The organism is Fischerella thermalis PCC 7521 (assembly GCF_000317225.1).
Lineage (GTDB): Bacteria > Cyanobacteriota > Cyanobacteriia > Cyanobacteriales > Nostocaceae > Fischerella > Fischerella thermalis.
The window spans coordinates 177699-202651 of record NZ_AJLL01000090.1; the positions used below are offsets into that span (position 1 = coordinate 177699).

The 24953-nt window shown below is 40.2% G+C and carries 22 protein-coding genes; 17 read left to right on the plus strand and 5 right to left on the minus strand.

The genetic code is table 11. The features are described 5' to 3' along the window. Positions 1 to 108: 108 nt before the first annotated feature. The 3 genes from UYK_RS24390 to UYK_RS0119720 all read left to right on the plus strand — a co-directional run bounded on the left by UYK_RS24390 (position 109) and on the right by UYK_RS0119720 (position 2013). Positions 109 to 708, plus strand: coding sequence for a hypothetical protein (locus UYK_RS24390; RefSeq protein ID WP_016872007.1), 600 nt, complete (start codon positions 109 to 111; stop codon positions 706 to 708). 74 nt (positions 709 to 782) lie between these two features. Beyond that, a complete protein-coding gene (locus tag UYK_RS0119710; protein WP_009454312.1) occupies positions 783 to 1760 on the plus strand; it encodes a bile acid:sodium symporter family protein in 978 nt (325 codons plus the stop codon). A 109-nt stretch (positions 1761 to 1869) separates the two neighbouring features. Beyond that, the gene (locus tag UYK_RS0119720) at positions 1870 to 2013 is read left to right on the plus strand and encodes a nucleotidyltransferase family protein (RefSeq protein WP_009454313.1); all 144 of its coding nucleotides are present in this window, start codon (positions 1870 to 1872) and stop codon (positions 2011 to 2013) included. 90 nt (positions 2014 to 2103) lie between these two features. Here the strand turns inward: UYK_RS0119720 and priA are convergent, their stop codons facing one another. After that, on the minus strand, positions 2104 to 4689 hold the full coding sequence (gene priA / locus UYK_RS0119725; protein WP_016872009.1) for a primosomal protein N': 2586 nt from the start codon (positions 4687 to 4689) through the stop codon (positions 2104 to 2106). Between the two features lie 824 nt (positions 4690 to 5513). Between priA and UYK_RS0119730 the strand changes: the two genes are divergently transcribed. The 7 genes from UYK_RS0119730 to UYK_RS0119760 all read left to right on the plus strand — a co-directional run bounded on the left by UYK_RS0119730 (position 5514) and on the right by UYK_RS0119760 (position 12984). Next, a complete protein-coding gene (locus tag UYK_RS0119730) occupies positions 5514 to 6683 on the plus strand; it encodes an RpoD/SigA family RNA polymerase sigma factor (RefSeq protein ID WP_009454317.1) in 1170 nt (389 codons plus the stop codon). Positions 6684 to 6897: 214 nt separating this feature from the next. Beyond that, the gene (locus UYK_RS0119735) at positions 6898 to 7395 is read left to right on the plus strand and encodes a GNAT family N-acetyltransferase (protein ID WP_009454319.1); all 498 of its coding nucleotides are present in this window, start codon (positions 6898 to 6900) and stop codon (positions 7393 to 7395) included. A gap of 210 nt (positions 7396 to 7605) precedes the next feature. Next, positions 7606 to 7941, plus strand: coding sequence for a cytochrome c6 PetJ (petJ, locus tag UYK_RS0119740; RefSeq protein WP_009454321.1), 336 nt, complete (start codon positions 7606 to 7608; stop codon positions 7939 to 7941). A 701-nt stretch (positions 7942 to 8642) separates the two neighbouring features. Further along, positions 8643 to 9566 (plus strand): tetratricopeptide repeat protein, encoded by a 924-nt coding sequence (locus UYK_RS0119745; protein ID WP_009454331.1) that lies wholly within the window; start codon positions 8643 to 8645, stop codon positions 9564 to 9566. Between the two features lie 119 nt (positions 9567 to 9685). After that, complete coding sequence (locus UYK_RS0119750; RefSeq protein ID WP_026086523.1) at positions 9686 to 11794, plus strand: TonB-dependent receptor plug domain-containing protein; 2109 nt, start codon at positions 9686 to 9688, stop codon at positions 11792 to 11794. Between the two features lie 90 nt (positions 11795 to 11884). After that, a complete protein-coding gene (locus UYK_RS0119755; RefSeq protein WP_009454335.1) occupies positions 11885 to 12178 on the plus strand; it encodes a hypothetical protein in 294 nt (97 codons plus the stop codon). A 188-nt stretch (positions 12179 to 12366) separates the two neighbouring features. Further along, positions 12367 to 12984, plus strand: coding sequence for a Uma2 family endonuclease (locus tag UYK_RS0119760; RefSeq protein ID WP_009454337.1), 618 nt, complete (start codon positions 12367 to 12369; stop codon positions 12982 to 12984). A gap of 180 nt (positions 12985 to 13164) precedes the next feature. On the opposite strand, the gene UYK_RS0119765 is transcribed toward UYK_RS0119760, so the two are convergent. The 4 genes from UYK_RS0119765 to UYK_RS0119780 form a co-directional block, all read right to left on the minus strand. Then, positions 13165 to 14556, minus strand: a complete 1392-nt coding sequence (locus tag UYK_RS0119765) for a serine/threonine protein kinase (protein WP_009454339.1) — start codon at positions 14554 to 14556, stop codon at positions 13165 to 13167. A 432-nt stretch (positions 14557 to 14988) separates the two neighbouring features. Next, a complete protein-coding gene (locus tag UYK_RS0119770) occupies positions 14989 to 16080 on the minus strand; it encodes a cellulase family glycosylhydrolase (protein ID WP_016872012.1) in 1092 nt (363 codons plus the stop codon). A 15-nt stretch (positions 16081 to 16095) separates the two neighbouring features. Then, positions 16096 to 19575, minus strand: a complete 3480-nt coding sequence (locus UYK_RS0119775) for a WD40 domain-containing protein (RefSeq protein ID WP_016872013.1) — start codon at positions 19573 to 19575, stop codon at positions 16096 to 16098. Between the two features lie 107 nt (positions 19576 to 19682). Then, complete coding sequence (locus UYK_RS0119780) at positions 19683 to 20129, minus strand: hypothetical protein (protein WP_016872014.1); 447 nt, start codon at positions 20127 to 20129, stop codon at positions 19683 to 19685. A gap of 456 nt (positions 20130 to 20585) precedes the next feature. Between UYK_RS0119780 and UYK_RS0119785 the strand changes: the two genes are divergently transcribed. The 7 genes from UYK_RS0119785 (at position 20586) to UYK_RS0119815 (ending at position 24851) form a co-directional block, all read left to right on the plus strand. Then, positions 20586 to 21083: a globin domain-containing protein gene (locus UYK_RS0119785; protein ID WP_009454354.1), complete on the plus strand. Its 498-nt coding sequence runs from the start codon at positions 20586 to 20588 to the stop codon at positions 21081 to 21083. A gap of 240 nt (positions 21084 to 21323) precedes the next feature. Then, positions 21324 to 21872 (plus strand): hypothetical protein, encoded by a 549-nt coding sequence (locus tag UYK_RS25290; protein WP_071588135.1) that lies wholly within the window; start codon positions 21324 to 21326, stop codon positions 21870 to 21872. Between the two features lie 196 nt (positions 21873 to 22068). Beyond that, positions 22069 to 22617, plus strand: a complete 549-nt coding sequence (locus UYK_RS0119795; protein WP_009454358.1) for a hypothetical protein — start codon at positions 22069 to 22071, stop codon at positions 22615 to 22617. Between the two features lie 365 nt (positions 22618 to 22982). Next, entirely contained in the window at positions 22983 to 23348 is a 366-nt protein-coding gene (locus UYK_RS0119800) for a hypothetical protein (RefSeq protein ID WP_016872016.1), read from the plus strand. Between the two features lie 198 nt (positions 23349 to 23546). Further along, positions 23547 to 23825: a hypothetical protein gene (locus UYK_RS0119805; RefSeq protein WP_016872017.1), complete on the plus strand. Its 279-nt coding sequence runs from the start codon at positions 23547 to 23549 to the stop codon at positions 23823 to 23825. 75 nt (positions 23826 to 23900) lie between these two features. Then, entirely contained in the window at positions 23901 to 24080 is a 180-nt protein-coding gene (locus tag UYK_RS25295) for a type II toxin-antitoxin system RelE family toxin (protein WP_235182359.1), read from the plus strand. Further along, complete coding sequence (locus UYK_RS0119815) at positions 24081 to 24851, plus strand: hypothetical protein (RefSeq protein WP_016872018.1); 771 nt, start codon at positions 24081 to 24083, stop codon at positions 24849 to 24851. Positions 24852 to 24953: the final 102 nt, after the last annotated feature.

A 24953-nucleotide genomic window follows, 5' to 3' on the forward strand; every position in this document is an offset into this window, starting at 1 on the left:
CAAATTCTCATTTCGGATGACTTTTTGTAACTATTACTATGTTCCTGCTTTTTTCGTAAATAATTAATTTAATAAAAATTAAATTTTTACATACCAGCAGCAGAAGCGGTGTTTGATCACGGTGATCCTCGTACAGTAATCATTCGTTATTGGGAAAACAACAACGACTTGCAGGCTGGAGTCTTCATTTTGCTAACAACAAGCGTGATCGGGTTACTGTTGCGACAATGGCACAGACAAAAGTCTAAGAAGATAATAACGACAACCAACAACCGAATTAGTGAACTTAAGTCACTGTTACCAGATCATCCCCAGCAAGCATTGGAGAGTATCGAAGACTTAAGCCAGGAGAATCGCCTGACATTTATTGAGGGTTTAGTGTCAACAGAAGTCTACGAACAGCTGCGTCATAAAACACAAACTTTTGCCGATCAGTGTCGTACTCTCATTGAGCAACAGCGTAAAAAGTTTGTCATGGATACCCTTCTATTGTTAGATGAATGGCAGGCAAGCTTGCAGACCGATCCAGAGACAGCATTACAAAAGCTCAAGCAAATTAAGCAGCAGTATCGAGATATGTTGTTATCAGATCAAGTTGACATCGAAGCTTATGTAAAACTGATGAATTTAACTTTAATTTCGCTGATGACTTTAGCACCAAAGTCTTCTCACGATAGTGCTAATTCTACAAGCAAGACCAAAATTTAACCGTTAACCCATCGGAACTCCCGCACCATAATCGAATGGCACGTTTGTTTTGCTGGAAATGACCTTAAAGCTTTATGCGCGAACCTAAGTCAACCGAACGTCGAGGGCTACCTTACCTAATAGAGATAGCCACGAATCTATTCCCGATTTGGATTCTGATCGGGATGATTTTAGCTTTGTTTTCCCCTTCCCTGTTTAGTTGGTACGCCACTGGCAAAGTGTTGGGGACATCACTGATTGTTTGGGGGCTGGCAGTGATTATGTTAGCAATGGGAATGACCTTGAGGTGGGAGGACTTCCGTGACCTCTTGCGGATGCCAAAAGCGGCGGGGATTGGTTTAGTAGCGCAATATCTGATCATGCCGAGTTTGGGGTGGTTCATTTCGCTTTTATTTCAACTACCGACTCCCTATGCTGTTGGTTTGATTTTGGTCGGTTGCTGTCCAGGGGGAACCGCCTCGAATGTGATTACCTTCCTTGCCCAAGCTAATGTTGCTCTATCAGTGATCATGACCACCTGCTCTACTCTCGCCGCCATCATCATCACCCCTGTACTCACGGGTTGGTTAGCCGGGCAATACGTCCCTGTTGACGGTTGGGGGCTGTTCCTGACTACATTTGAAGTAATTCTGTTGCCGCTCCTAATTGGCATGAGTTTGCATAAAGGCGCTCCTGGATTCGTAGAGCGTCTCCTACCAGTAGCACCGTTGCTAGCTGTGTTAGTGATTACACTGATTTGCAGCAGTATCATTGCTCAAAGTGCAAGTGCGATTATGGCAGCAAAATGGCAGTTATTAGGTTCAGTAATTGCCTTACATGGTTTTGGTTTCTTGTTGGGTTACTACTTTTCTAAAGTGATGGGCTTCGATGCGATTGTCAATCGCACGATTGCGATTGAGGTGGGGATGCAAAATTCAGGTCTAGCAGTGGTTTTGGCAGGTCAGCATTTTGCCAATCCCCTAACCGCCGTTCCAGGAGCAATCTCTTCTGTGACCCACTCACTCTTAGGTAGTTTCTTGGCGTTTATTTGGCGTTTGAGCAAAAACAAATGAAAGGGAACAGGGAACAGGGGAAAGTAGGTCGCCACAAGGGGCGAGGCTTTAAACCTTTAACTCCTTTCGTGAAGAATCTAGAGCCTATATATGCGGCGTAGCTTTAATTATGGGTATTGAAGAATTACTACTACCATTAAAAGAAGAAATTTTGCGAATTGCTGCTAAAGACGGAGCGCATAATGTCCGGGTGTTTGGTTCTGTGGCCAGAGGAGAAGCAAGACCAGATAGTGATGAAGTCTTATACCCGTGATGGCAAAGAGGCATTTTTGCAAGAATTGCGGGAGTTGTCAGGCGACAGTATTGAGCGTGTCGCCTTGGTATCAGGAAATTCTGCGTAAGCTTACATCATATTTATTGGATCTATATCTATTGTTAAACTGACAGATTTAGGACAGAGTTCACGCACTTTTTCCCAATCTGGTAATTGTGGCAATACATCAGGGGTAAACTTTAACAGGATCTGCCAGCGATAACGATTTGCGACTCGTAAAATATTGGCTGGTGCTGGCCCCAAGATCTCTAAACCTTCTTGTTGTGGTAATGCAGCTGCAATTACTTGGGCAGCGTTTTGGACTTCCATTGGATCAAGACTACTCAACCGTAATAAAATTAACCTGCCATAGGGAGGATAATTCAGTGCTTGCCGTTGTTCTAATTCTGTCGCGGCGAAAGATTCGTAGTCATGTTTTTTTACTGCTTCTATAACTGGATGCTCTGGTGTATAAGTTTGCACAATTACCCTTCCTGGTTCTGCACCTCTACCAGCCCGTCCAGCCACCTGCGCTAAGGTTTGAAATGCTCGTTCGCTAGCGCGATAATCAGATAGATATAGTAATCCATCGGCGGCGACAACTCCTACAAGCGTCACCTGTGGTAGATCTAATCCTTTGGTGAGCATTTGTGTACCTATTAATAAATCTGCTTCGCCATTGGCAAATTGGGTGAGTAGGGTACGATGGGAACCTTTGGTGCGGGTAGTATCGCTATCAAAACGGATAAAACGCAAATCTGGAAATTGCTTGGTTAATTCCTGGGCGACTCTTTGTGTGCCACTACCAAAGAATTTTAAGTAAGGAGAACTGCATTCCGGGCAGTTTCTGGGATGCGATCGCGCATAATTACAGTAATGACAGCGCAAAATTTGTGGCCCTTCTGCCTCGGTTTGATGATACGACAGCGATACATCACAATGGGGACATTCCAACACGTATCCACAATTGCGACAAGACACAAAAGTACTATGTCCCCGGCGATGGATAAATAAAATTCCCTGCTGATTCTGTTGTTTTAATTGCTGCAAGGCATTTTGTAGAGATCTACTAAATATCGAACGGTTTCCCTGCTGTAACTCTTGGCGCATATCCACTATTTCCACTGTTGGTAAAGGGCGGGAGTGGATGCGTTCGGGGAGACAGAGGTAGTTGGTGGGGGTGTGAGGAGTGTGAGGAGTGTGAGGAGAGTTTACTCCTTCTTGTCCCCCATGTCCCGATCCCCAATCCCTCACCCTCACCCAACTCTCCAAAGACGGCGTTGCGGAACCCAAAACTAAGGGACAATTTTCTAATTCTGACCGCCACTGGGCGACGGTGCGGGCGTGGTAGGTGGGGATGGGAGAATCTTGTTTAAAACTGTTGTCGTGTTCTTCATCTAATATGATCAAACCCAAGTTAGGTAGGGGAGCAAAAATAGCACTGCGCGTCCCAATGACTATTTGGGGTTCACCTGTGAGCATTTGTCGCCAGGTGTCATAACGTTCGCCACTGGAGAGGGCGCTGTGATAAACATTAATTTTGTTGCCAAACCTAGCACGGAAACGATCAGTTAGCTGGGGTGTTAAGCCAATTTCTGGTACTAAGACGAGGGCGGACTTTCCTTGAGCGAGTAAAGGGGCGATCGCTTGCAAATAAATTTCTGTTTTTCCGGAACCAGTCACTCCATGCAAGAGAAGAGTTGCATACCCTTTTACTTCTTTTATGGTAGACAATGCCTGGAATTGAGCTGTATTTAAAGACTTTGGTTGATCTGCTGCGACTGCGGGGCCATTTTCACTGCGTAATATTTCTCTTTGTTGAATGACAATACAACCTTGCTCTTCTAATTTTTTTAAAGTAGCAGTGGTTGTATTACAAATTTGTAAAAAATCATTGAGCCATAATTCTCCACCATGACGCCTTAACACTTCTAGTATTTCTCGTTGGCGCTTGCTGAGGTCGATCGGCGGTACACTGACTGTCAGTGTTACCATGGGTTTGGTCTGGGGTCGAGAGTATCTAGGCAATTCTATGTAGGTTTCTACCCAACCGCGTTGGATTAACTGCTTTTTTGCTCTATCGAACCCTTTGATCTGGCGTCTGAGGAATTTAAAGCTATAGTCGCCATCGGCCTGGGATTGAAGAATTTTGATGATTTCACGGGCTGGTAAACTGAGAAATTCATTCGCGCCATTGGGAATATTTTCCCTTTTGAGCCGTAAACGAGACTGCGATCGCCCCAACAAACCTGGTGGTAGGGCAGTACGTATCACTTGAATCAAGGGAGTGTAATAGTAGTGTGAAACTTTTTCCAATAATTGCCAATAGCTTTCTCGAAAAAATTTTGAGTGGATTACATCTTCCACTTCTCTAATTTTTTCCGGCGCAAGCTTTGCTGGTGGTTGTGCTAACAAACGAATCGCTATCCCCCCTACCTGTTGTCTGCCAAAGGGCACACTTAAAATATCTCCTGGTTTTACTTCTAACCCTGCTGGTAATCGATAGGTGTAAAGTTTTTCTTCTTCTTCTTCTTTTTGTTCAGTTGTATCTTCTTTGGCAATTCCTGGACAGTCTACTAGCACTTCAACCCATTGATTCTTATTTATTCTGGTATCATAAGACTCCCCTGATTGGTCGACTACCAAAGGAGGTAAACTTACATCATTTATATACATGGTTCCTCAAATTATAGATATATATTTATCTGTTCTGGTTGCTGAAAAGTTTCCTTGTTCATGAGGTTAACTATCTGTCTAAATGTCAATGAAAATGTAATTCGCAATACTGTCATCAGACATAATACTTGATAAGTTTCCTCTTATGTAATTCCAGATAGGGAATTAATTATATCTATATACGGTAATCAGTATTGAAAACAGACCAGACAAAATAAATCTCTCCCATCTTTTTAAGTTAATTTTTCTCTGTATGGTGAATACGCAAGAGAGCTTTTCTCCCTATTGATAGATATTAAATACTCTCAGTATATGAGATGCTTCTAACTAGGCAATGGGTCGCCACGCCTTTTGCTGGGCAAATTTACCAAAGATTCAAGATACTCATTGATAAGATTTAAAGATGTTTAAACAGTAACCAGTCTTTAAAGATTAGATAAATTAGAAATATATATGAAAATTTAATAATCAACTAATCATTGAGAGTAATTTTTATATTTGTTAAGTTTGAGCAATTTTGATTTAGTTTATTTGACATAGTTTGTAAACAAGAAAAAAATGAGGAACTCATGAATAGTCGAAGTAGCAACGAAAGCGTTAATGTGAGCAGCAAAAACATATCTAAAAATGTATCTGTTTGTAACCAAGAACAAAAATAAATAGTGGTCTTTACCTCTTGCTATCCTTGGTAAACATAGGTAATGATGGGCAAAGGCTACTAAGTTTGACTAGTTTAATCTCGCGGAAAATTTTTGCTATAAAACAGGTGCATTTGTCTTTTATTAAAAACTAATGAAGCATCTTAAAGCAGCTGTCACTAAATTATGTATCAAACCAAGCAACAATCCCTAACAGAAGCTATGAATATTGCTGAATTGGGAACCATGGAAATGATAGAAAATGCTGCCGTTAATGAAGAACAAATTCTGGAAGTTTTAAATGCAGTGGCAGATGAAGAATCCCCGATTGCAGAAAATCTGGAAGTTGATGGACGCGATGGGGATGAAATGGCAGCAGCGCGTCCTTCAGGGTATAACAAAACCGAGTATGATGATGCTGTGGGCGCGTTTTTTAAAGAAATGGCGCGCTATCCATTGCTAAAACCCGACGAAGAAGTGGAATTAGCGCGGCGAGTGCGGTTTTTAGAGGAAGTCAACGAAATCCAAGCTGCATTAAGACAAGAACTAGGACATCAACCCACTAAAGCAAGTATAGCAGCGCATCTACAAATAACAGAAAAGCAGTTAGAAAATCGTTTGTATCAAGGTAGGGTAGCGAAACGCAAAATGATTCGCTCTAACCTACGTCTTGTTGTATCAATTGCTAAACGATATTTAAACCGCGGCGTACCTTTTTTGGATTTAATTCAAGAAGGAGCAATGGGTTTAAATCGGGCAACAGAAAAGTTTGATCCGGACAAAGGATATAAATTTTCTACTTATGCTTATTGGTGGATAAGACAAGCAATTACACGAGCGATCGCTAACGATGCTCGAACAATCCGTTTACCAATTCATATTGTTGAAAAACTCAACAAACTCAAGAAAGCCCAGCGAGAACTCAAACAAAGACTAGGACGTAATCCTAACGAAATCGAAATGGCGGAAGCATTAGAAATTCCGCCCCAACAATTACGTCAACTCCAACAACTACGACGTCAAGCATTATCTTTAAATCATCGTGTCGGTAAAGAAGAAGACACGGAATTAATGGATTTGCTAGAAGATGAAGACAACCAATCTCCAGAAGCAAAGATGAATGAAAGCATGATGCGTCAGGAGATTTGGGAAGTACTAGGCGACGTACTCACCCCACGAGAAAAAGACGTGATTTCCTTACGTTACGGATTAACAACCAGCGAACCCTGTACCTTGGAAGAAGTTGGTAACATGTTCAACCTTTCTCGCGAACGAGTACGACAAATTCAAAGTAAAGCGATGCGCAAATTACGGCGTCCTCACATTGCTAAAAGGTTGAAGGGGTGGTTAATATAATTTGTCATTTGTCAATTGTCATTAGTTATTGGTTAAGAGTTATATCAAGTCCGGCTAATTCCTCAGGATATTATTCTGACGCAGTAGAGCATTGGGCATTGGTTTTTCCGATTACCAATTACCAATTACCCATTACCGACCCCAACGGATAGAGAACTCTTGACTATAGACGTCGATTATGGACTAATGACAAAGGACTAATGACTAATGACCAATGGCTTTTAAAAGTGATTTGATAGTGCGTTTTGCCGAACCTGCTGATTGCAATGCGCTATTTGAGTTAGTGCAAGGGCTAGCAGAATACGAAAACTTATCTCATGCAGTTACTGGCAATTCCTCTACACTAAAGGAGCATTTATTTGGCTCCCCTAAATATGCTGAGGCGATATTAGCAGAATATGCAGGGCAAGCTGTCGGTTTTGCCCTGTTTTTTCATAATTATTCAACATTCCTAACCAAGCCAGGGATTTATCTAGAAGATATATTTGTTTTGCCAGAGTATCGCAGCCAAGGAATTGGCAAAGCACTTCTGATTAAAGTTGCTCAGATCGCTGTCGAAAGAGATTGTGGACGCTTAGAGTGGAGTGTTTTAGATTGGAATGAACCAGCACAAGCATTTTACCGCCGCATGGGAGCATCGATCTTAGAAGAATGGCGCATTTGTCGGGTTACGGGTGAGGCGCTGAGGGAGTTGGGAAAGGGGAGAGTGTAGGGAGATGGGGAGATGGAGTGATGGGGGGAGACAAGGAGGACAAGGGAGAATTATTTAACACCGTCTCTTCCCAATACCCAATGACAAATAACCACCAACAAACAACAAATGACTAACTATGACAGTCTGTCTTTTGACGAGGAAAAGCTGTGAAGCCGAGAATTAGTAAGGATTATGGACTGATTAGTCCTTTTGCAGAGGAAACACAGAATGAAAAAGATTTTGTTAGTGTTGTTGCTTGGCATCACAATCTTCACCTTCGCTTTTAATCGTCCTGCTTTAGCCGCAGATGCAGCCAACGGCGCTAAAGTCTTTAGTGCTAACTGTGCTGCTTGTCATGCAGGTGGTAAGAACTTGGTGCAAGCAAATAAAAGCTTGAGTAAAAGCGATTTGGAAAAATATGGCATGAACTCAGCAGAAGCAATTATTGCCCAAGTAACAAATGGGAAAAATGCTATGCCGGCTTTCAAAGCGCGTTTAAAACCAGAACAAATTGAAGATGTTGCTGTTTACGTGTTAGGAGAAGCTGAAAAAGGTTGGAAGTAAAAAAATAGGAACTAGGAACTAGAAACTAGAAACTAAAACACAAAATGAGTATTGAAAACTACAGATGCACACATATAGACATGGGTAAAATAAGTGTTTGTTTGTGTTTGTCTGTAGTTTCGTATAAATAGTAGTTAATTTTCTTTTCACCTACCCGATTTGCAAAATAAGTGTGTAGCTGTGTGAGGTTTTCCCGTAGGGTAAGTGTGGAGAAATAAACATATTTCAAGCGTCTTTTTTTAGGTGATGAGTGAGAAATATTTTAGTAGTTAAATAAGGACGCAAAGCTGAGAATTATAGCTGTATCTATCTGTGTGTATCTGTGTGTATCGGTGGTCGATTTTTCATGCCCTCATTGTGGACAGTTGCCTGTAGAGGTTTTGTAGCAGCTTTTCATTCGCCAAAAAATAAATTTCACCACCAGAAGTTCAGCTTAGTCAAAAACCGCCAAGTCATCTAAAGATGACTGAATAAAAACATGAGTCTACTTCAACTTCAGTAGACTTAAGCCATCTGCCCCAAATTTATTTGAAGGCGCGAGATTGCAAATCTTGAAGATTGCTACAAAATATTAATTTTAATAGAATTTAAATATGAATTTTCACTACTAATATGTGACTTTCGAGTTATGAAGCGTGTAATTAGTACCTGTTTTTCTGATTGATTTTTAGGTACTTGATTTCTCTAAAAAGCGAGGATTTATGAATTGCTGTGATCGCTTTGTTTTTAGTTTCATCAGTGTTGTTATACTTATTTTTTCATTTGTTTCTGCACCTGCTTATTCATTAACGACTTCTATCATTCCAACTACAGCAGAGGATTTTTTTAAGCTGGGGATAGAAAAAATGCTACACGGTAACTACCAAGGAGCAATTCAAGAATTTCAACTAGCGATTCAACAAAAACAAGATTTTGCTGCTGCTTATAGTAATCGTTGTCTTGCTTATCTCAACATTCAAGATTATCAAAATGCGATCGCAGACTGTACCCAAGCAATTAATTTTTCACCTCAGAATGCTGAGGCTTATTTAAATAGAGGCGTTGCCGAATATAGGCTAGGTTACTATGAAGCGGCTATTGCTGACGATGAGCAAGCGATCGCTCTTAAGCCGAGTGATTTTCGCGCCTATTATAACCGAGGAATCGCCAATGCTTCTTTGGAAAAATATCAACAGGCAATTACAGACTACAATCTTGCCCTCAGTCAAATTCCCTACACAGATAGTCCTCTACTGGCTGATATCTATAATGATCGAGGCTTAGCGCGTTTGGAGCTAGGAGACATCGAAAATGCTATGCTTGACTTTAATCAGGCAATTCGTCTCAATGCCGTTGACTATCGAGCCTATTTTAACCGGGGTTGTGCTTGTGCCAGAAGTGAAGACTACTCTGGCGCTGTCAATAATTTTACCAAAGCTATCCGACTTAACCCTAGTGATGGTAGTACTTATGTTTCTAGGGGTATAGCCTTCCATCGCCTTGGTTATGAACAAGCTGCGATCGCAGATTTACTCAAAGCCGCTGATTACTTTGGATACCGAGGAGAGAAATTCGCATACGAAAAAACCCTATCTTTAATCAAGACTGTACAAGGGCAAATACCATTTAAAGTCGTAGTTGCCTAAATCACTACAAAACTCTCGATCCCCTCTACATTTCAAAAGTACGACAGTCTGTCTTTTGACATGTATTTGCAATAACTGCTAAATATCACTGAGTGTTTCTACTAACAGTGATCATAAAAGTGAAAAAGTGTCTTTTTTGGATTCCAGGAGCTTTAATTAACCTACTCATCATTTATCCTGCTTTTGCTAACGACATTAAATATTATCAACAGTTTATTGATAAATCTCTGCAAACAAATTCAGAAATTCCTAACTTAAATGAAATAGAATTACCTGCCACAAATGCTAAATTATTAACCCAGCAATCCACATCAAATGAATCAATTGCACAAGTAGAAACAGAACCCTCTACCTCTGATGAAACTACCAACGAAGCGGATATCGAACTAGAGGTGATAGGAGAAATATACACTTTACCCCAATCTACTCCTACTTACGTAATTGAGCAAGAAGAAATTCAAAAACAAGGCTCTACAAGTGTCGCTGATGTTCTCAAAAGAATGCCAGGTTTTGCTATTAATGATGTTGGTCATGGAGCAGACATCCACACAGGCACATACTATCGGGGACACTCAATTAATCAGTCGGTATTCCTAATTAATGGCAGACCAATTAATACTAATATTAGTACATATCATGGAGCCACTGATTTAAATAGTATTCCTGTAGAATCAATTGAAAAAATTGAATTATCCAGCGGTGCAGTGACAACCCTTTATGGTTCATCTGGTTTTGGTGGAGTAGTTAATATTATTACGAAAGCAGGTGGATTGACCCCTAAATTTAATGCGGCTGTAGAATTTGGCTCATTGAATTTTAATAATCAACAAACAAGCTATAACGGCTCCTTGGGTTCTGTTAAATATAATTTCAGCTTTGAAAGAAGCTTTATTGATAATCGCTACAAAGTACCAGAAGGTGCGGCAAATCGTAATTCTGATGGTTATTTAACGAATGCAGATACTGCTATCAGTAGCTATTTTGGTAGTTTGATCTTCGATTTAAATGACAGAAATACTCTCAGTTTTGACGCGACAAAACTGAGCAGTCGTCGTGGTTTAGTATATTTTGGTTTCCCACTACAAAGAGACCGACTAGATCACGATGGACTCAATCTTGGTTTATCTTGGAAAACCCTACTAGGTAATGGTGAAAATTCCATTTTGACAACTACATTAGGTTATAATCAGGATTACTTTAGTACTTATGGTCCAACTTTTTTTAAAGGTGGAGAATATTACCGCACTGGTGTTTTAGACACCCAATTATTTACAGCTAGATTAGATCACGATTGGCGAACTAGTCCAGGTAATAGATTGCGATGGGGCTTAGAGTTTCTCAATAACAACTTAGATGGTAAGACTGAAAGTACACGCCCTGATCGAGTTGCTTTAAATGAAACAGAAAACGAGAAGATATTCAACACAGCTTTATTTGTTCTCAATACTTGGAATATTACTAAAAACTTGGAGCTAGATTTAGGATTGAGACAAAGTTTTGATAGCAAGTTTGGTAATTACCTCAATCCTAGTGTAGGATTTCGTTATGGTGTGACACCAAACTTTGCTGTACGAGGAAGTTGGGCAGGAGGACAGCGTAATCCTGGTTTAGATCAACTGTATCTTTATGATACGGTTCATGGTTGGTTGCCAAACCCAGATTTAGAACCAGAAACAGGTTCATCTTGGACTGCGGGAGTAGATGTAAATTTCTCAGAGAATTTGACGGGACAATTTACTTACTTTGGCAGTAGTTTAGATAATCGTCTGGGAATTATTCAAGGAAAATGGCAAAATATTGGGCTTGTGGATACCAACGGTTTTGAAGCAGCCTTAAAATGGCAAATTGCTTCTAATTGGTCGACTTTTGTTAACTATACTTATACAGATGCCCAAATTAAAACGGGAGTAGAAAAAGGCTTGCAGTTAGGTATGATCCCCTATTCTGTAGCCCAAGCTGGTATTGGTTATCAAAGTCGAGGATGGCAGGCTAACTTGTATGCTACTTATAATAGTGGCGCTCGCCGTGCCTTCTTTACCAAACCAGGAGATCAAACCACCGACTTTGTCTCGCCATTCTTTAATTTAGATTTTAGCGCTCGCATCCCTTTAACAAGAACTTTAGGAATTAGGGTTTACCTAGAAAACCTACTCGGTGAACAATACGAACGAGTCAATCGTACCTACAGCCCTGGGTTGACTTTTCGGATTGGTTTAACATCGAATTAGTTGGTAGTTAGTGGTTGGTGGTTAGTGGTTGCTAATAATTTCTCTACTTCCCCCACTCCCCACCTCCGGTTCTCCCCACCTCCCCATCTCATGAGATCCAAAATTGAAAACGATGTACTGTTCCTGCATCACGAAGACGTACCAGAGTATAAAAAAGGCGGTTCTGTGGTGAGGAATAGCTATTTTTGGGCGCTGCGTTCCATTGCAGGTAAAGCTTCCAGATATGGTGACTGGGAATATGAACCAGAGGTGTGGTTTGCACTCAGACGGATGCTGTTGTCTTTTACCGAATCTGGTTATTTGGGTTTTCGAGAAACTTTACTGGAGTTTCCCGCAGGTGAGGAAATTCCAGAAGTGCTGCGAGACGTTTCTACTTGGCAGTAGCGATCGCTCGATGTTAAGTCGCTCAAAAATGAAGTTAAGCAGTTCTGGCTCTAATTAGAATTAGCTTTTTTCTCTAACGAAAATTAACTTCATTTGGTTTCACCCAAAAACGATGAACCAATAGTAAAACTAAAACAGCTATGCCGGACTTCTAGAATAAAAACACAACCCACAGTAATCAATATGTTATGACCCAAGCTTTATCAAAAATAGTTACCTTTGACGAATTTATTGCGTGGTATCCCGAAAACTCTGGGGTACGCTACGAACTGCATAACGGGGAAATTGTCGAAATGACACAGCCAACTGGGAAACATGAAAGGATAAAAGGATTTTCGGCTGCTGAATTAACTTTAGAGTTTAGACGATTAAATCTCCCCTATTTTATTCCCAATCAAGCAATAGTAAAACCACCGGAAAGAGAATCAGGTTATTTCCCAGATGTATTAATACTAAATGACGCTGCTTTGGCTGATGAACCTCTGTGGGAAAAATCATCCACTGTGACTAAGGGTACATCAATTCCTTTAGTTATTGAGGTTGTCAGTACCAATTGGCGCGATGATTACTATCTCAAACTTGCCGATTATGAAGAGATGGGCATCCCCGAATATTGGATTGTTGACTATGCAGCATTGGGAGCTAGGAAGTTTATCGGTAATCCCAAACAACCCACTTTCTCAGTCTATCAACTGATTGATGGAGAATATCAAGTCAGTCAGTTTCGGGGTAGCGAGAAAATTTTATCTGCTACTTTCCCTGAGTTAAAGTTAACTGCGGAACAAGTTTTTAATGCTGGTCAATAAGTATTTAATTCAATATCTAAGTTTTGTCTTAAGATACAGTTTATATAGTTTTAACGGTATGGGGGTCATCGTGCCAAAATGGCAGTTTTGTACGCTAAGAACTTGCTCTAGATGCATGGTCAGAACCAGCGCTCTTTGGGTCAGTCGCGGTAGGCTTTATACAAAGTGTTTCTTGAAAGACTAATCCCTGGTAATGGGCAAATTTAGCCAACTGCTCAAATTGTGTGCTAACCAGTCAAGTTCTGGGTTTGTCAGATAATCTTTACCACCAAGTTCAAATTTTTTGATTCCTACCCAGATGTTAATCTGAGGGGGAATTGTAATAGTACCTCCTTCGGAATCTCTTTTGTATGAAAGACGAGTGAGTTCAATTTTGACGATATTTTGTCGGGGTGCGGTAAGAATTGGTGGACATTTTACTCCCAAGATTTCACGGGTGAGAGAGATTTTCTGTGGAGTGATGCGAAGTCTGATTTGTCCAAATAAAGTAAAGAGAATATTCCAAATAAAGTAAAGCCCAACACCCAAGTGAGCGATCGCAAATAGGGCTGCAAACCATCCGCCACTACTCCACATGCTGAAAGCAGCACCGTACCACATGACTAGAAAAGAATTCCATGCGATTGCAAATCCAATGATTGGGATTAATCCCAGATGAAATCCTCGTGGCGGAATCAGAATTTCTAAAATCTCTCTGGTATTGGTAAGTTTGACTTTGCTACCAACGGGTTTTTTCGCAATTGCTAAAGAACTTTCTCGTAAATTTGATTTTTCTAAAGCTTCTAACGCCTGCTTTGCAGATTTTAACCGTAAATCTAAACTCGGTTCTGTGAGCCATTTCAGCCAATCAACGAGATTCGGACTAAGATTAACTCTATCTTCAAACAGTATTCGCATCTCCCGTTGTGGTAGTTCATCGGGATGCTGTCCTGTGACCAAATAAATTAGCGTTGTCCCCAAAGCATAAAGGTCTGAAGCGGGTACAGTTCGCCCACCGAATTGTTCGGGGGGCATGTAGCCATAAGTACCAACAACTGTCCTAGTACCGCTATGCACTACAGTTTGAACGCTACCAAAATCAATCAGGTAAATCTGCCCAGGACTATGACCAGTGCGATCGCCCAACAAAATGTTACTTGGTTTAATATCTCGATGCACGACAGGCGGTTGACGACTGTGGAGGTAATCTAAAATTCCTAGTAATTGCTTGGCGATCGCCTTTATTTCTGCTTCGCTAAAGGTACGACCAGACTCTACCCAATTTTGTAATGATCTGGCTTCAATATAAGTTTGAACCAGAGCAAAGCCTTTCCCTAATTCAGTCTCAACCTCGAAACGATCAATATATTTAGGAATCGCTGGGTGGTCTAATGATTGCAGAACTTCTACCTCGCGTTCAAAAAGTTTCAGATCATCCCAATTAAAGTCAGGACTAAACAACAGCAACTTGATCACAACAGACGATCCTGTTTGTAAATCTTTTGCTAGAAAAGTTCTCCGACCAGTCTGACGACCAAGTAGAGATTGAATGTGATAGCGATCGCGCAAAACTTGATTAACTAGTTGATCCATTGCTTCGGGGTGATAAGCAGGGTAAACAGCTTAACACTGTTCTATCAGTTTATTCCCTTACTATTTTATCTTTTGGTAATCAAATCGGTGTTCATCTGTGTGTATCGGTGTTCGATACATTTAGAACTTACGCATTGACAAAAACAATCAAGTATGCAGTTAGGTTTTCAATGCCTTTCAATCTGATTTTTCCACAAAGCGCGATCGCTCGCTACCTGTCCTTAGTTTTGTCATCAACAGCCTGAAACGACCGAATTCCGCTAGTACAGATGATAGTCGATTTGTATGGAGCGTAAGTTCTAACATTAAAGATATAGCAGCTTGGCATTAAGTCCACTAGAGGAAAAACGAACACAGATGAACACAGATGAACACAGATATAGAGTAGACGCACTCATAGGCTTAAGGCGGGGTACACAGATAGATAAATGGCTAAAATTTTGCTCTTTGAGCTGTCACCTTCAAGCCATAGATAGAATTGTTGACAATATCATTGCCGTAGGGTGTGAGACTGGAAAAATTTCCATTTTGGGACATCTGGCGTTCTGTGCAATTGTCCTTCCACCAACTCCAAGCAAGCCAGCCAATTTCCTTTTCTTTTAACAGCCGCAAAAATGCTTGATAGGTAAAACCATTTTCGGGTGCATGGTTTTGATTACTACCATCAAGGTCATAATAACAGTATTGAGTTTTTCCATTGATTTCTTCGTCTTGCTTGTTAGCAACTTCACCAAAAACAATTGGTAAGTTGGCATCGATAGCCGTTTTAAGATGTGCCATCCCGTCATGACCAGCCCAATAAGCGTGACTGCTAAATAGAAGATTATGATCAGGATCGTGATCAATTAACTCCTTACCAATTTTCGTAAAAACTTCAATAGATTGACCACAATCGGGCGCATCAATCATAAGTGGTAAATGTAGATGCTGGCGTATTTTTGTAATAGCAGTTTTATAGACATTATTGAAAGTATTTAATGCACTAGTAGAATTATTAGCCCAGCGATAGACACCCAATTCGTTAACTAAATTGATGATCAGATACTTTTGATGTTTTTTAAGTACATTCAGCACAGGTTCAGAAGTCCACCAGGGAATTAACTGGGTATTTAACAGGTTGACATCAGGGTTACAGGTGAGATCCCACAAACCCAGTACCGGAATAATCCGACTCGTCTTGCATCTAGTGAGAAAATTATCCAAGTCTGCAATTGTATAAGCGGGGCGATCGCTTTGACCATAATCCTTGTACCATTGAATTCTGACAGCGTTAGCTCCAGTTTTTTCTAGTTCTGCCAGCTTATCAGTTTGAGGAAAGTTCCAGTCATCCAGCAGGGGTAAGTTGATTCCTCGCAGAATAACTTTGTTGCCGAGGGAGTCATATAAGTATCTACCTTTGGTATATAAGGTAGAGGTGCGATCGCTTTTTTTGAGATTAGAGGGTTGACCAGCAGCTACAAAGGACAACGATAAATTGGCAAGACAACCAATACCAGCCCAAGCTAACAATTCACGACGATTCATAGTATCTTCTTGTCTTTATTTACAAATCTGTTTATCTTTCTCGTTCAGGCGAGAATTGTTTCTCAGATAATCATCCAACCAGTTGCAGCCTCTAGCAATTAGTTGCTCAAAATCTAGAGTTTCTGCATTCCAAAGTTCAACAAGTCCATCCTCACTGACAGAGGCAATTTTTTTGCCATCAGGACTGAAGCTAATATTCCAGAAAGGATAACCATTTCCCTCAATAGTTTTGATTTCTTGACCATTTGTTACCTGCCAAAGTCGAATTGTGCTGTCAGCACTTGCAGAGGCCAAAATTTTGCCATTAGGACTAAAGCTAAATCTAATCTCTCCGGGAGTATGACCTTTGAGTGTTTTGAGTTCCTGACCGTCCAAACTCCAGAGTTTAATAGTGTTATCCCGGCTGGCAGAGGCAATTATTTGACTATCAGGGCTAAAATGGACATCAGTAACATAACTACTATGTCCTCTGAAGGTTTTGAGGTTCTTACCTTCTAAGTTCCAAAGTCTGATTGTGCCGTCATTATGAGCAGAGACAATTGTCTGACCATTGGGACTAAAATTAACACTCCGAACTTTACCAGCATTTGCTCTAAAAGTTCTGAGTTCTTGACCGTTAATAGCCCATAGTTTGACTGTACCATCATAACTAGCACTCACTAGGGTTTGACCATTAGAGCTAAAGCTGATATCAATAACTTCGTCTTTGTGTCCTTTGAAAATTCTCAGATTTTGACCATTTAAATGCCAAAGTTTGATTGTTTTCTCAGAATTAGCAGTAGCAATTATCTGACCATTAGGACTGAAATTAAGATTCCAAACTCGATTCCAAACTAGGTCACTGTTTGGGCTAATGGATTTGAGTTGTTGACCATCAAAACTCCAAAGTTTAATAGTTTTATCATCTCCAGCAGAAGCAATGATTTTCCCATCAGGGCTAAAATTTACAGCCCAAAGAGAATCATTATGTCCACTTAAAGTTTTGAGTTCTTGATTGTTAATACTCCAAAGTTTAACTGTGTTGTCAGCACTAGCAGAAGCTATGATTTGACCATTGGGACTAAAATTCGCGCCAAAGACAGAATGATTATGTCCTTTGAACTTTTTCAGTTCTTTGCCATCAATGCTCCAAAGTTTAACTGTTTTGTCAGCACTTGCAGAAACGATTGTCTGACCATCTGGACTAAAGCTGACACTACTAACATAGTTTTCATGTCTGCCAATAGTTTTTAGTTCTTGTCCATCTAAACTCCACAGTTTGACTGTGCTGTCTCCTCCCGCAGTGGCGATCGCTTTACCATCGTGGCTCAAACTCACACCAAAAATCGATTTATCACTCGCTTTAAAAGTTTTGATCTCTTGTCCATCAATACTCCAAATTTTGATGACTCCCTCTTGATCAGCTGTGACAAGAGTTTTATTATCAGGGCTGCAACTAATACTCCAAACAGAATCGTGATGCCCTTTGAGAATTTTAATTGCCTGTCCCTTAATATTCCAAAGTTTGACTGTATTATCTTCACTAGGAGCAGCAATTAATTTACCATCAGGCGTGAAACAAATACTGCTTACAAACTCCTCTTCATTTTGCCCTTGGAAAGTGATAATTTCCCGTCCATCTAAACCCCAAATTTTGACGGTGTTATTGGCACTAATGGCAGCAATCATCTTGCTATCTGGACTAAAAATCGCACTGATAAAAATCTGATTTGGGGCAGTGAATTTTTTGATTTCTCTGCCATCAATACTCCAAAGTTTAACTGTGTTATCTTCACTAGCAGTAACAATATTTTGACCATTTGGACTAAAATTTACACTTCTGACGGCATCATTGTATCCTTCTAAGCGATTTCGTTCTTTGACTTTGTAAACTGCACGTTGCAATACTAATCTTACTGATTCTCTAGTGTTAGCATCTGCCCAAGTTGCTGATTTCAATTGCATAGCTGCTTTGAGTGCTGCAACTAAAGCATCAAGTTCTTGATTGGAGTTTAATAAAGCAGTAGAAGAGATACTCAGGGATTTGATTCTTTCTCGTTGTATATCTTTGATCATCATATTGGCCCAAATTCCTGCAACTATTGCTGTAATCAGGGCGATCGCTAATACTACTCCGCCAATCTGAATCCGTCGTTTGGCTTTTTGATTGGCTAGAAATAAAACCTCATTCGCTTGTGCTAAAATCTTTGACGCTTCTGCTTCTGCTTGTAATCTTTTCTGAACATCCCGCTTTTCTAATTCCTGACTAGCATCTAAAAATCTCCGATCCAAATCGCTTAAACCTTTATCTGCTGCCCAATTGCGGGCATCCTGCAAGGTTTGCCCACGCAACAAACGCGACTCATCTTGAAAATTAGAATTTACCCAAGCATTTAACATCTGTGCATAGGGTCGAATATTTGTCAAGATTTTGTCGAGCCATGCTTGATTAAATATCTCTGCATAGATGCGATTATAAATTTGCAGCTTTCCCTGTTGCTTGACAATTAACCCCGTCAGACGTAGTTGCATTTGTTCAGGGCTATCATCTGCGGGGATTTCTCCTTGGTGTAAAATTTGCTGATACAACCCTAATAATCGCCCAGTTTGATTTTCTGCATTTTGCGTGAGGCGATCGCGGATTGTTCGTAAATGTTCTGGTTCATCCTGTGCTTCCCAATTTTCAATGATTTGGTTTTGCACCAATTCCTCTACGCATTGCTTTTCCTGATGTTCTAGGAATGAATAACTAGAATTACAAATTAGTTGACACAGTTTCTGAGTTAAAAATGGCTGCCCACCAGTCCACTTTAACACCTCTTCCATGATCGCTTTTGGTCTAGCAACTCTTCCCTCAAAACCTCGAATTAAAGCGTCTATTTCATTTAATTTAAATCCAGTTAATTCGATAGCTCTTCCTATATTAAAAGGCGTGCGGTTTGTATCAGCAATTAAATTAGAAGGAGTCGCTACTCCCAATAAGCAAAAGGTGAGTCGTTGATATTCTGAATTATCTGCTCGTTGATTATAGCAAGCACGAATAAAGGCGAAAAAATCATCTTTAAAATTTATTCTTAAAATGCTATCAATTTCATCAATAAAAATGATAACTTTTCCAGAAAATTCTGTTAATAATACATCATCAATCAATTCACTTAATCGTTGTTTTGGGGGTAAAAATTCCTGCGATCGCCACCATGTCCCAAAATTCACTTTTCTGGATAAACCAAACCCCCGCAATAGCTCAGAAACAAAGCCGCCATACCATTCGGAAGGTGTGACATGGCTACCAATTCTTGTCAAATCAACCGATGCACATTGTATACCTTGCTCTTTCAGTTGTTTCATAATATGAACTCGCAAGCTAGACTTACCCATCTGCCGCGAGTTTAAGACATAACACAAATCCCCATTTTTCAAACCTTCATAGAGTTCATAATCGGCTTGACGCACCACATAAGTTGGGTGTTGATATTCTAGACTACCTCCAATTTTGTAGTAGTTAAAAGCTGTCATAATGTTTCAATAGCTAATCTTAGAAAATACTTAATTATTTAATCATAATTGTTGATTTATTGTTGGTAATTGGCAAGATTTTATCATCAATTGATTCAGAGGATTTTTTAATGTAGATGTAAATACATAGATAAGTCTTGTCCAAGTTGTTTAACATCACAGTAACCATTATCTCCGCAGTAATCACGATCTCGGTCGTATGTAGCAACAACGATATAAGAGCTAGCTTCAGGAACGAACGTAACAGGGTAGGTATAAGTGCAAAAACCATCTTTCTGGTAGTTTCCTTGTGCCTGTGCCGAAATAATATTTTGAGCAGAACCATCTGAGAGAAGCTTTTTAATATAAACTGAAATCTCAGCGCAATTGACATTGTTTGAATTGTCGTAAATCTTCCCTTTTAAAGTATCTACTATGTAAGGTTGTGCATTTTTACGAATTGAATCAGGGATAATTCTCGGATTAGCCATCGCAGGGCTAGTAAACGAGGGCATAGTAACTGCTGAAAGTGCAACAGCAACCAGGAAAGAACCTGCAAATTTATGAAATTGCATAACGATACTCCTTGAATGTCGATATCAAAATTTACTGGTAGACTCAACTCATTGAATTGAATTATGCATCGTAATTTTATGGCTGTCGATCCAGAAAATGTCAGTAGTTCAATAGAGTATTGAATCAGTAATGTTAGGTAAGCTAAACTCTTTTATGTTAACTATTTTGTCTAGATTGTTAACTGACGTAATATTTCAATTTAACCGTGTATATCTACTTATTTGATTAGGAGTTAGAGATCGTAATTAAAATTAGTCTGACCTGCAACTGACTTTTTATGACATTTACTGATCTTTTACAGAAAACTGATTCTTTAGTTTAAAAATTCTCAGTTAAATCACTGATTTTTTAGGTATAGACAGCAATTAAATAAAAAAACATAATCTTAGTTAACAGTTAAGTTTGCTACTAAATTCATAAATTAAAAGGAAATAGTAAAAGGAGAATTTTAAATAATGGTTAGTCAAAAAACGATTGAAATTGTTAAGGCAACTGCACCGATTATTAGAGAAAAAGGTGAAGAGATAACCAGGCGGATGTATGAAATTACCTTTGCAGAGCGACCTGACTATAAACGCGGCTTTGAAACCACTTGGATGCAGCATCTAGACGGTGGTGAGCAAGCACACAAGTTAGCTGCGGCTGTTTATGCTTATGCTACTCATATTGATCGCCTAGATGAGTTGGCTATGGCAGTAAAAACAATTGCCCATCGTCATGTACAAACTCGCACACTGCCCGAACAGTATCCCTTGATTGGCGAAAAGCTTTTGCAGGCAATGAAAGATGTTTTGCAAGATGCTGCAACTGATGAAGTTATTTCAGCATGGGCTGAAGCTTATACTGCTTTAGCAGACATCTTTATTCAAAAAGAAAAGGCTATTTATCAACAAGAAGATCGAGAACTAACTGAGCAATTAGCGAAAGCTAACAAACCTGAGACATCGGGTTAATTGAAGCCGCTTGTGTTTGCTCTTGATTGCTTGGTTGGACAGGTGCGATTGCCAAATCTCATCCTTGAGTTGTTTCATGAGGGTTAATGATGAAGTCCGTAACCCAACATGATCTTGTGAGTAATTTACCATTTTTAGGCTTAGATCTTAGCGCATTGCGAAGATGGTTTCCGGCTAAAACACACCGTTAGTAAAAGTCCATATGGAGAGTTTCAACGTCAATTAGGGGAAAAATTCGTTATGTCACCAAGAAGCTCACAGGTATCAAAACGCCGATTATTGCAGTTTGCTGGCAGTCTATTCATTGTCGAACTAATACGTCCACTTAGCAAGGTAAGTGCGAGTTTAATCGTCAACCAAGATCGACCATATTGGCGCTTCTGCAATAAATGCTACGTGATGTTTTACACTGATGCAAACTCCAATAGCTGTGCAGCTGGTGGAACTCACGTACCGCAAGGGTATGAATTCCGCCTACCATTTGGTAGTCCAGAAACATCAACCGCTCAACAAAATTGGCGTTGCTGCAAAAAATGCCAAGCGATGTTTTTTAACGGTTATTCAGGAAAAGGACGTTGTCCGGCGGGTGGAAGCCATGTGGCAGATAATACGTTTCTTTACGTGCTACCACACGATGTTCCAGGAACACCAACTGCACAAACGGATTGGAGATTTTGCAATAAATGCCAAGCAATGTTTTACGACGGATACCCTGAGAAAGGGCGTTGTGCAGCAGGTGGAAGCCATGTAGCACAAGGGTATAATTTCGTCCTGCCGCACTCACGTTAGGATTTTGCCTTAAATCTTAGTCTTTTATCTTATTGATTTTTGTTTAAGTCCCGTTCGTCACTAAAATTGGGCAATTAGCACTCTTTTTTCAAGACAGGGTGGTGCGATCGCTCCATAGAATAAGCGATCGCTACTTCTATATCAAAATCAAAAATACAGTAGCATCGCTTGAAATTTTATTTAAAAGGAAAAGATTATGCCTAACGAGATTTTCCGCCGTCAATTTTTGAAAGCAGGTGTCGGTTTCATTGGTGGAGCCGCAGGTACAGTCTTGCTTGGTGATTTCTCTACCGTTGTTTTAGCTCAATCCAGTGGAGTACAAGATCGGTGGCGCTTCTGTCGTAAGTGTCAAGCAATGTTTTACAATGGTTATGATCATAAAGGAGCTTGTGCTGCGGGTGGTAGCCATGAACCAGCAGGGTTTGAGTTTGCTCTTCCCTACGGTGGTTCGCCAACACAAAATGCACAGGACAATTGGCGCTTTTGTCGTAAGTGTCAAGCAATGTTTTTCAATGGATATCCCAATAAAGGAGCTTGCCCTGCGGGTGGTACTCATAAAGCAGCCGGATATAATTTTGTTCTCCCACACGATGTACCGCCAACATCAACAACACAGGAAGAATGGCGCTTCTGTGGTAAGTGTCAAGTAATGTTTTACAACGGTTATGACAATACAGGAGCTTGTGCTGCGGGTGGTTCCCATGAAGGAGCAGGATATAACTTCGTCCTCCCACACTACCCATGAAGAAGAGCAGATTATAGCCATATCAAGCCGTATCAACTGTTGGGTTGCGACGCAAAATAAAATTTTCCATTTAGTATCAAAAATTTCTCGTGTGTCTAACTCAAGCTACCCACTATTTCGCGCAAATGTTTATTTAGGATAGAGACTGTCTACCACTACTCCTAAGATGCAAGGTTGGGTTAGGCGGATGATTGATATTCAGTACAAATGAAAAAAATTGATTTCGCTACAGATTGTCATCGCTCCACCCAATCTACAAGGATAGGGCTGAAAAATATGGTTTAGATGTATATCTTTACCGTCGGGCATTTACAAATTTTTCTACCTAGAGTTCTTTGTCAAAACAGCAAATTCCAAGAGATATTATGCTCAGACGTATTTTACTTTCTGTTTCAATACTAACTTTATCTGCTACTACGATTGGTTCTACCCTAATCAGCCATCAGGATAAAGCTCAAGCTCAACATCTAGGAATACTTTCTGAGTGGGGCTTAGTCAATGTTATTGGTGTAGGTTGGGGCAGTATGGCAGTATACCATAGCGCTCCGCTCGTCAATCCCGATCACTGCTCAGTCACTAATGGTGGTTATACGACAAACTCAAATGATCCCGATCACAGCTTATTTCACACAATTCTCTTGAACGCATTTATGAATAAGAAGGAAGTTCAATTACTCATTCGGAACTGTGTTAATGACAAGCCACAGATTATTGGAGTTAATATTCGCTGATTAGCAAGATAGCAAGAGTAGGTTGGGTTGACGCTGCGCTTACCCAACATAAGATATTGGAAACCTAAAATAGACTCGGTATTGGGTTGCGCGATCGCTCCAAGTTCCCTATCCTAAACGATAATAGCGAGATCGATATTTCCCAACGATTTGTTGCCTTACAATAAACACTAAACCAAGAAAATTGGGAAGCAGAAAATGAGTACCACAGATAATTCCCCAATAGACGATCGCTCGTCAGCAGATTTAATATCTGTGACAGAGTTGCAGTGTCAACTTAATGATTTACTCAAGCAACTATCACCGGAACGCTTACAGGTACTTGTTGATTTTGCGGCTTACTTGGCAAATACTGAAAGCGAGGCTGCAACCCAAGAACTTGTAGCAATTCCTGGATTGTTAGAGCGAATTAAAAAAAACCAAGCAACCCCTAAAACCCAATACGCAAACTGGAGAACTCTTCGCTCCGATGTATGAAGTCCTGCTACATCCCGATGCTCAAGAAGTGTATGTCAACGCTGACAAAATCCTAGCGAAAAAATCGCTCGATGTTTGGAACAGCTAGAACAAACTCCGCGTTCCCATCCAAATATTAAAGCTCTCAAAGGGGATTATGCAGGGTACTATCGTTACCGAATCGGGGATTATAGGGTTATCTACTCGATAAACGATGAGTTAGTACAGGTATTTGTTGTGGCGATCGCTCATCGTAGCGAAGCATACGAATCATGAATGATATTTATCAACAGTATTGCAGAGTGCGTTTTTTATCTTGGCAGTACTGACGGCGTTGCTGTTGGTAATGCTGTGGAAATATCGAAAAGCGCTTCCAGTTACACCTTGATAGGTGTTTCTGGTAATTTTTCCAAAAGCAACAAGTGCTATATGACCGAACCAGAAAAAGAATCTGAAAAACAGCAAGGTCTTAGCAAAGAAGCGTGGACTGCAATTAGTGCGATCGCAGTAGCGTTAATTGGCGGTGTTGTTACTATATTCGCTACGATATACAACAACGAACCTCCGCCTAGTCCATCACCTTCTACTTCTTCTTCAGAACCTTCTACACTATCAAGTTCACCATCTGAAACTACTCCTTCACAATCTTCTACAATATCAAGTTCACCATCTGAAACTACTCCTGTCCCGACTGTTCTTCCATCTGCTTCTGTGTCGGCTCAAAAGTTGTCACAGGCTTTAGATACCGTCAACATAGATTTTAGTGAGCCTAAATTACGTGACTTCTTAGGTAACTCCTTCTCTAACTATCCGCAGTTTGCGGAAGGCTGTCTCAAGCTTCTTAATAATCAACGCCTCAAGGAAAAGGTGTATCTTGACGTGATTTTTTGGAACTATACACGAGAGCTAGGAGGTAAAGTAACCTCTGATTCGCCCGATGGTGATCTTAATACGAATATACTGAAAGCTGCTATGCTCAGGGCTTACAACACACGTAACGGCAGTAATGCTCTGTCTTTTGGAGACATTGTGGAACCAAAACAGTAACAAAGAGCATAATCATCGGATTTTATAGCTTGTATACCGCTTATGAAACGTTATTTAATAATATTCATACCAAGTTGTGTTTAAAAACCTCACCCCCATCCC

What these genes read in the sequence shown, in the direction of transcription:
- UYK_RS0119770 (WP_016872012.1), bottom strand. Translation starts at nt 16,080, where the DNA reads ATGAATCGTCGTGAATTGTTAGCTTGGGCTGGTATTGGTTGTCTTGCC.
- UYK_RS0119800 (WP_016872016.1), top strand. Translation starts at nt 22,983, where the DNA reads ATGCTCAGACGTATTTTACTTTCTGTTTCAATACTAACTTTATCTGCT.
- UYK_RS0119815 (WP_016872018.1), top strand. Translation starts at nt 24,081, where the DNA reads ATGATATTTATCAACAGTATTGCAGAGTGCGTTTTTTATCTTGGCAGT.
- UYK_RS0119785 (WP_009454354.1), top strand. Translation starts at nt 20,586, where the DNA reads ATGGTTAGTCAAAAAACGATTGAAATTGTTAAGGCAACTGCACCGATT.
- UYK_RS0119805 (WP_016872017.1), top strand. Translation starts at nt 23,547, where the DNA reads ATGAGTACCACAGATAATTCCCCAATAGACGATCGCTCGTCAGCAGAT.
- UYK_RS0119745 (WP_009454331.1), top strand. Translation starts at nt 8,643, where the DNA reads ATGAATTGCTGTGATCGCTTTGTTTTTAGTTTCATCAGTGTTGTTATA.
- UYK_RS0119720 (WP_009454313.1), top strand. Translation starts at nt 1,870, where the DNA reads ATGGGTATTGAAGAATTACTACTACCATTAAAAGAAGAAATTTTGCGA.
- petJ (WP_009454321.1), top strand. Translation starts at nt 7,606, where the DNA reads ATGAAAAAGATTTTGTTAGTGTTGTTGCTTGGCATCACAATCTTCACC.
- UYK_RS0119765 (WP_009454339.1), bottom strand. Translation starts at nt 14,556, where the DNA reads ATGGATCAACTAGTTAATCAAGTTTTGCGCGATCGCTATCACATTCAA.
- UYK_RS0119760 (WP_009454337.1), top strand. Translation starts at nt 12,367, where the DNA reads ATGACCCAAGCTTTATCAAAAATAGTTACCTTTGACGAATTTATTGCG.
- priA (WP_016872009.1), bottom strand. Translation starts at nt 4,689, where the DNA reads ATGTATATAAATGATGTAAGTTTACCTCCTTTGGTAGTCGACCAATCA.
- UYK_RS0119735 (WP_009454319.1), top strand. Translation starts at nt 6,898, where the DNA reads ATGGCTTTTAAAAGTGATTTGATAGTGCGTTTTGCCGAACCTGCTGAT.
- UYK_RS0119780 (WP_016872014.1), bottom strand. Translation starts at nt 20,129, where the DNA reads ATGCAATTTCATAAATTTGCAGGTTCTTTCCTGGTTGCTGTTGCACTT.
- UYK_RS0119710 (WP_009454312.1), top strand. Translation starts at nt 783, where the DNA reads ATGCGCGAACCTAAGTCAACCGAACGTCGAGGGCTACCTTACCTAATA.
- UYK_RS0119775 (WP_016872013.1), bottom strand. Translation starts at nt 19,575, where the DNA reads ATGACAGCTTTTAACTACTACAAAATTGGAGGTAGTCTAGAATATCAA.
- UYK_RS25290 (WP_071588135.1), top strand. Translation starts at nt 21,324, where the DNA reads ATGTCACCAAGAAGCTCACAGGTATCAAAACGCCGATTATTGCAGTTT.
- UYK_RS0119795 (WP_009454358.1), top strand. Translation starts at nt 22,069, where the DNA reads ATGCCTAACGAGATTTTCCGCCGTCAATTTTTGAAAGCAGGTGTCGGT.
- UYK_RS0119730 (WP_009454317.1), top strand. Translation starts at nt 5,514, where the DNA reads ATGTATCAAACCAAGCAACAATCCCTAACAGAAGCTATGAATATTGCT.
- UYK_RS0119755 (WP_009454335.1), top strand. Translation starts at nt 11,885, where the DNA reads ATGAGATCCAAAATTGAAAACGATGTACTGTTCCTGCATCACGAAGAC.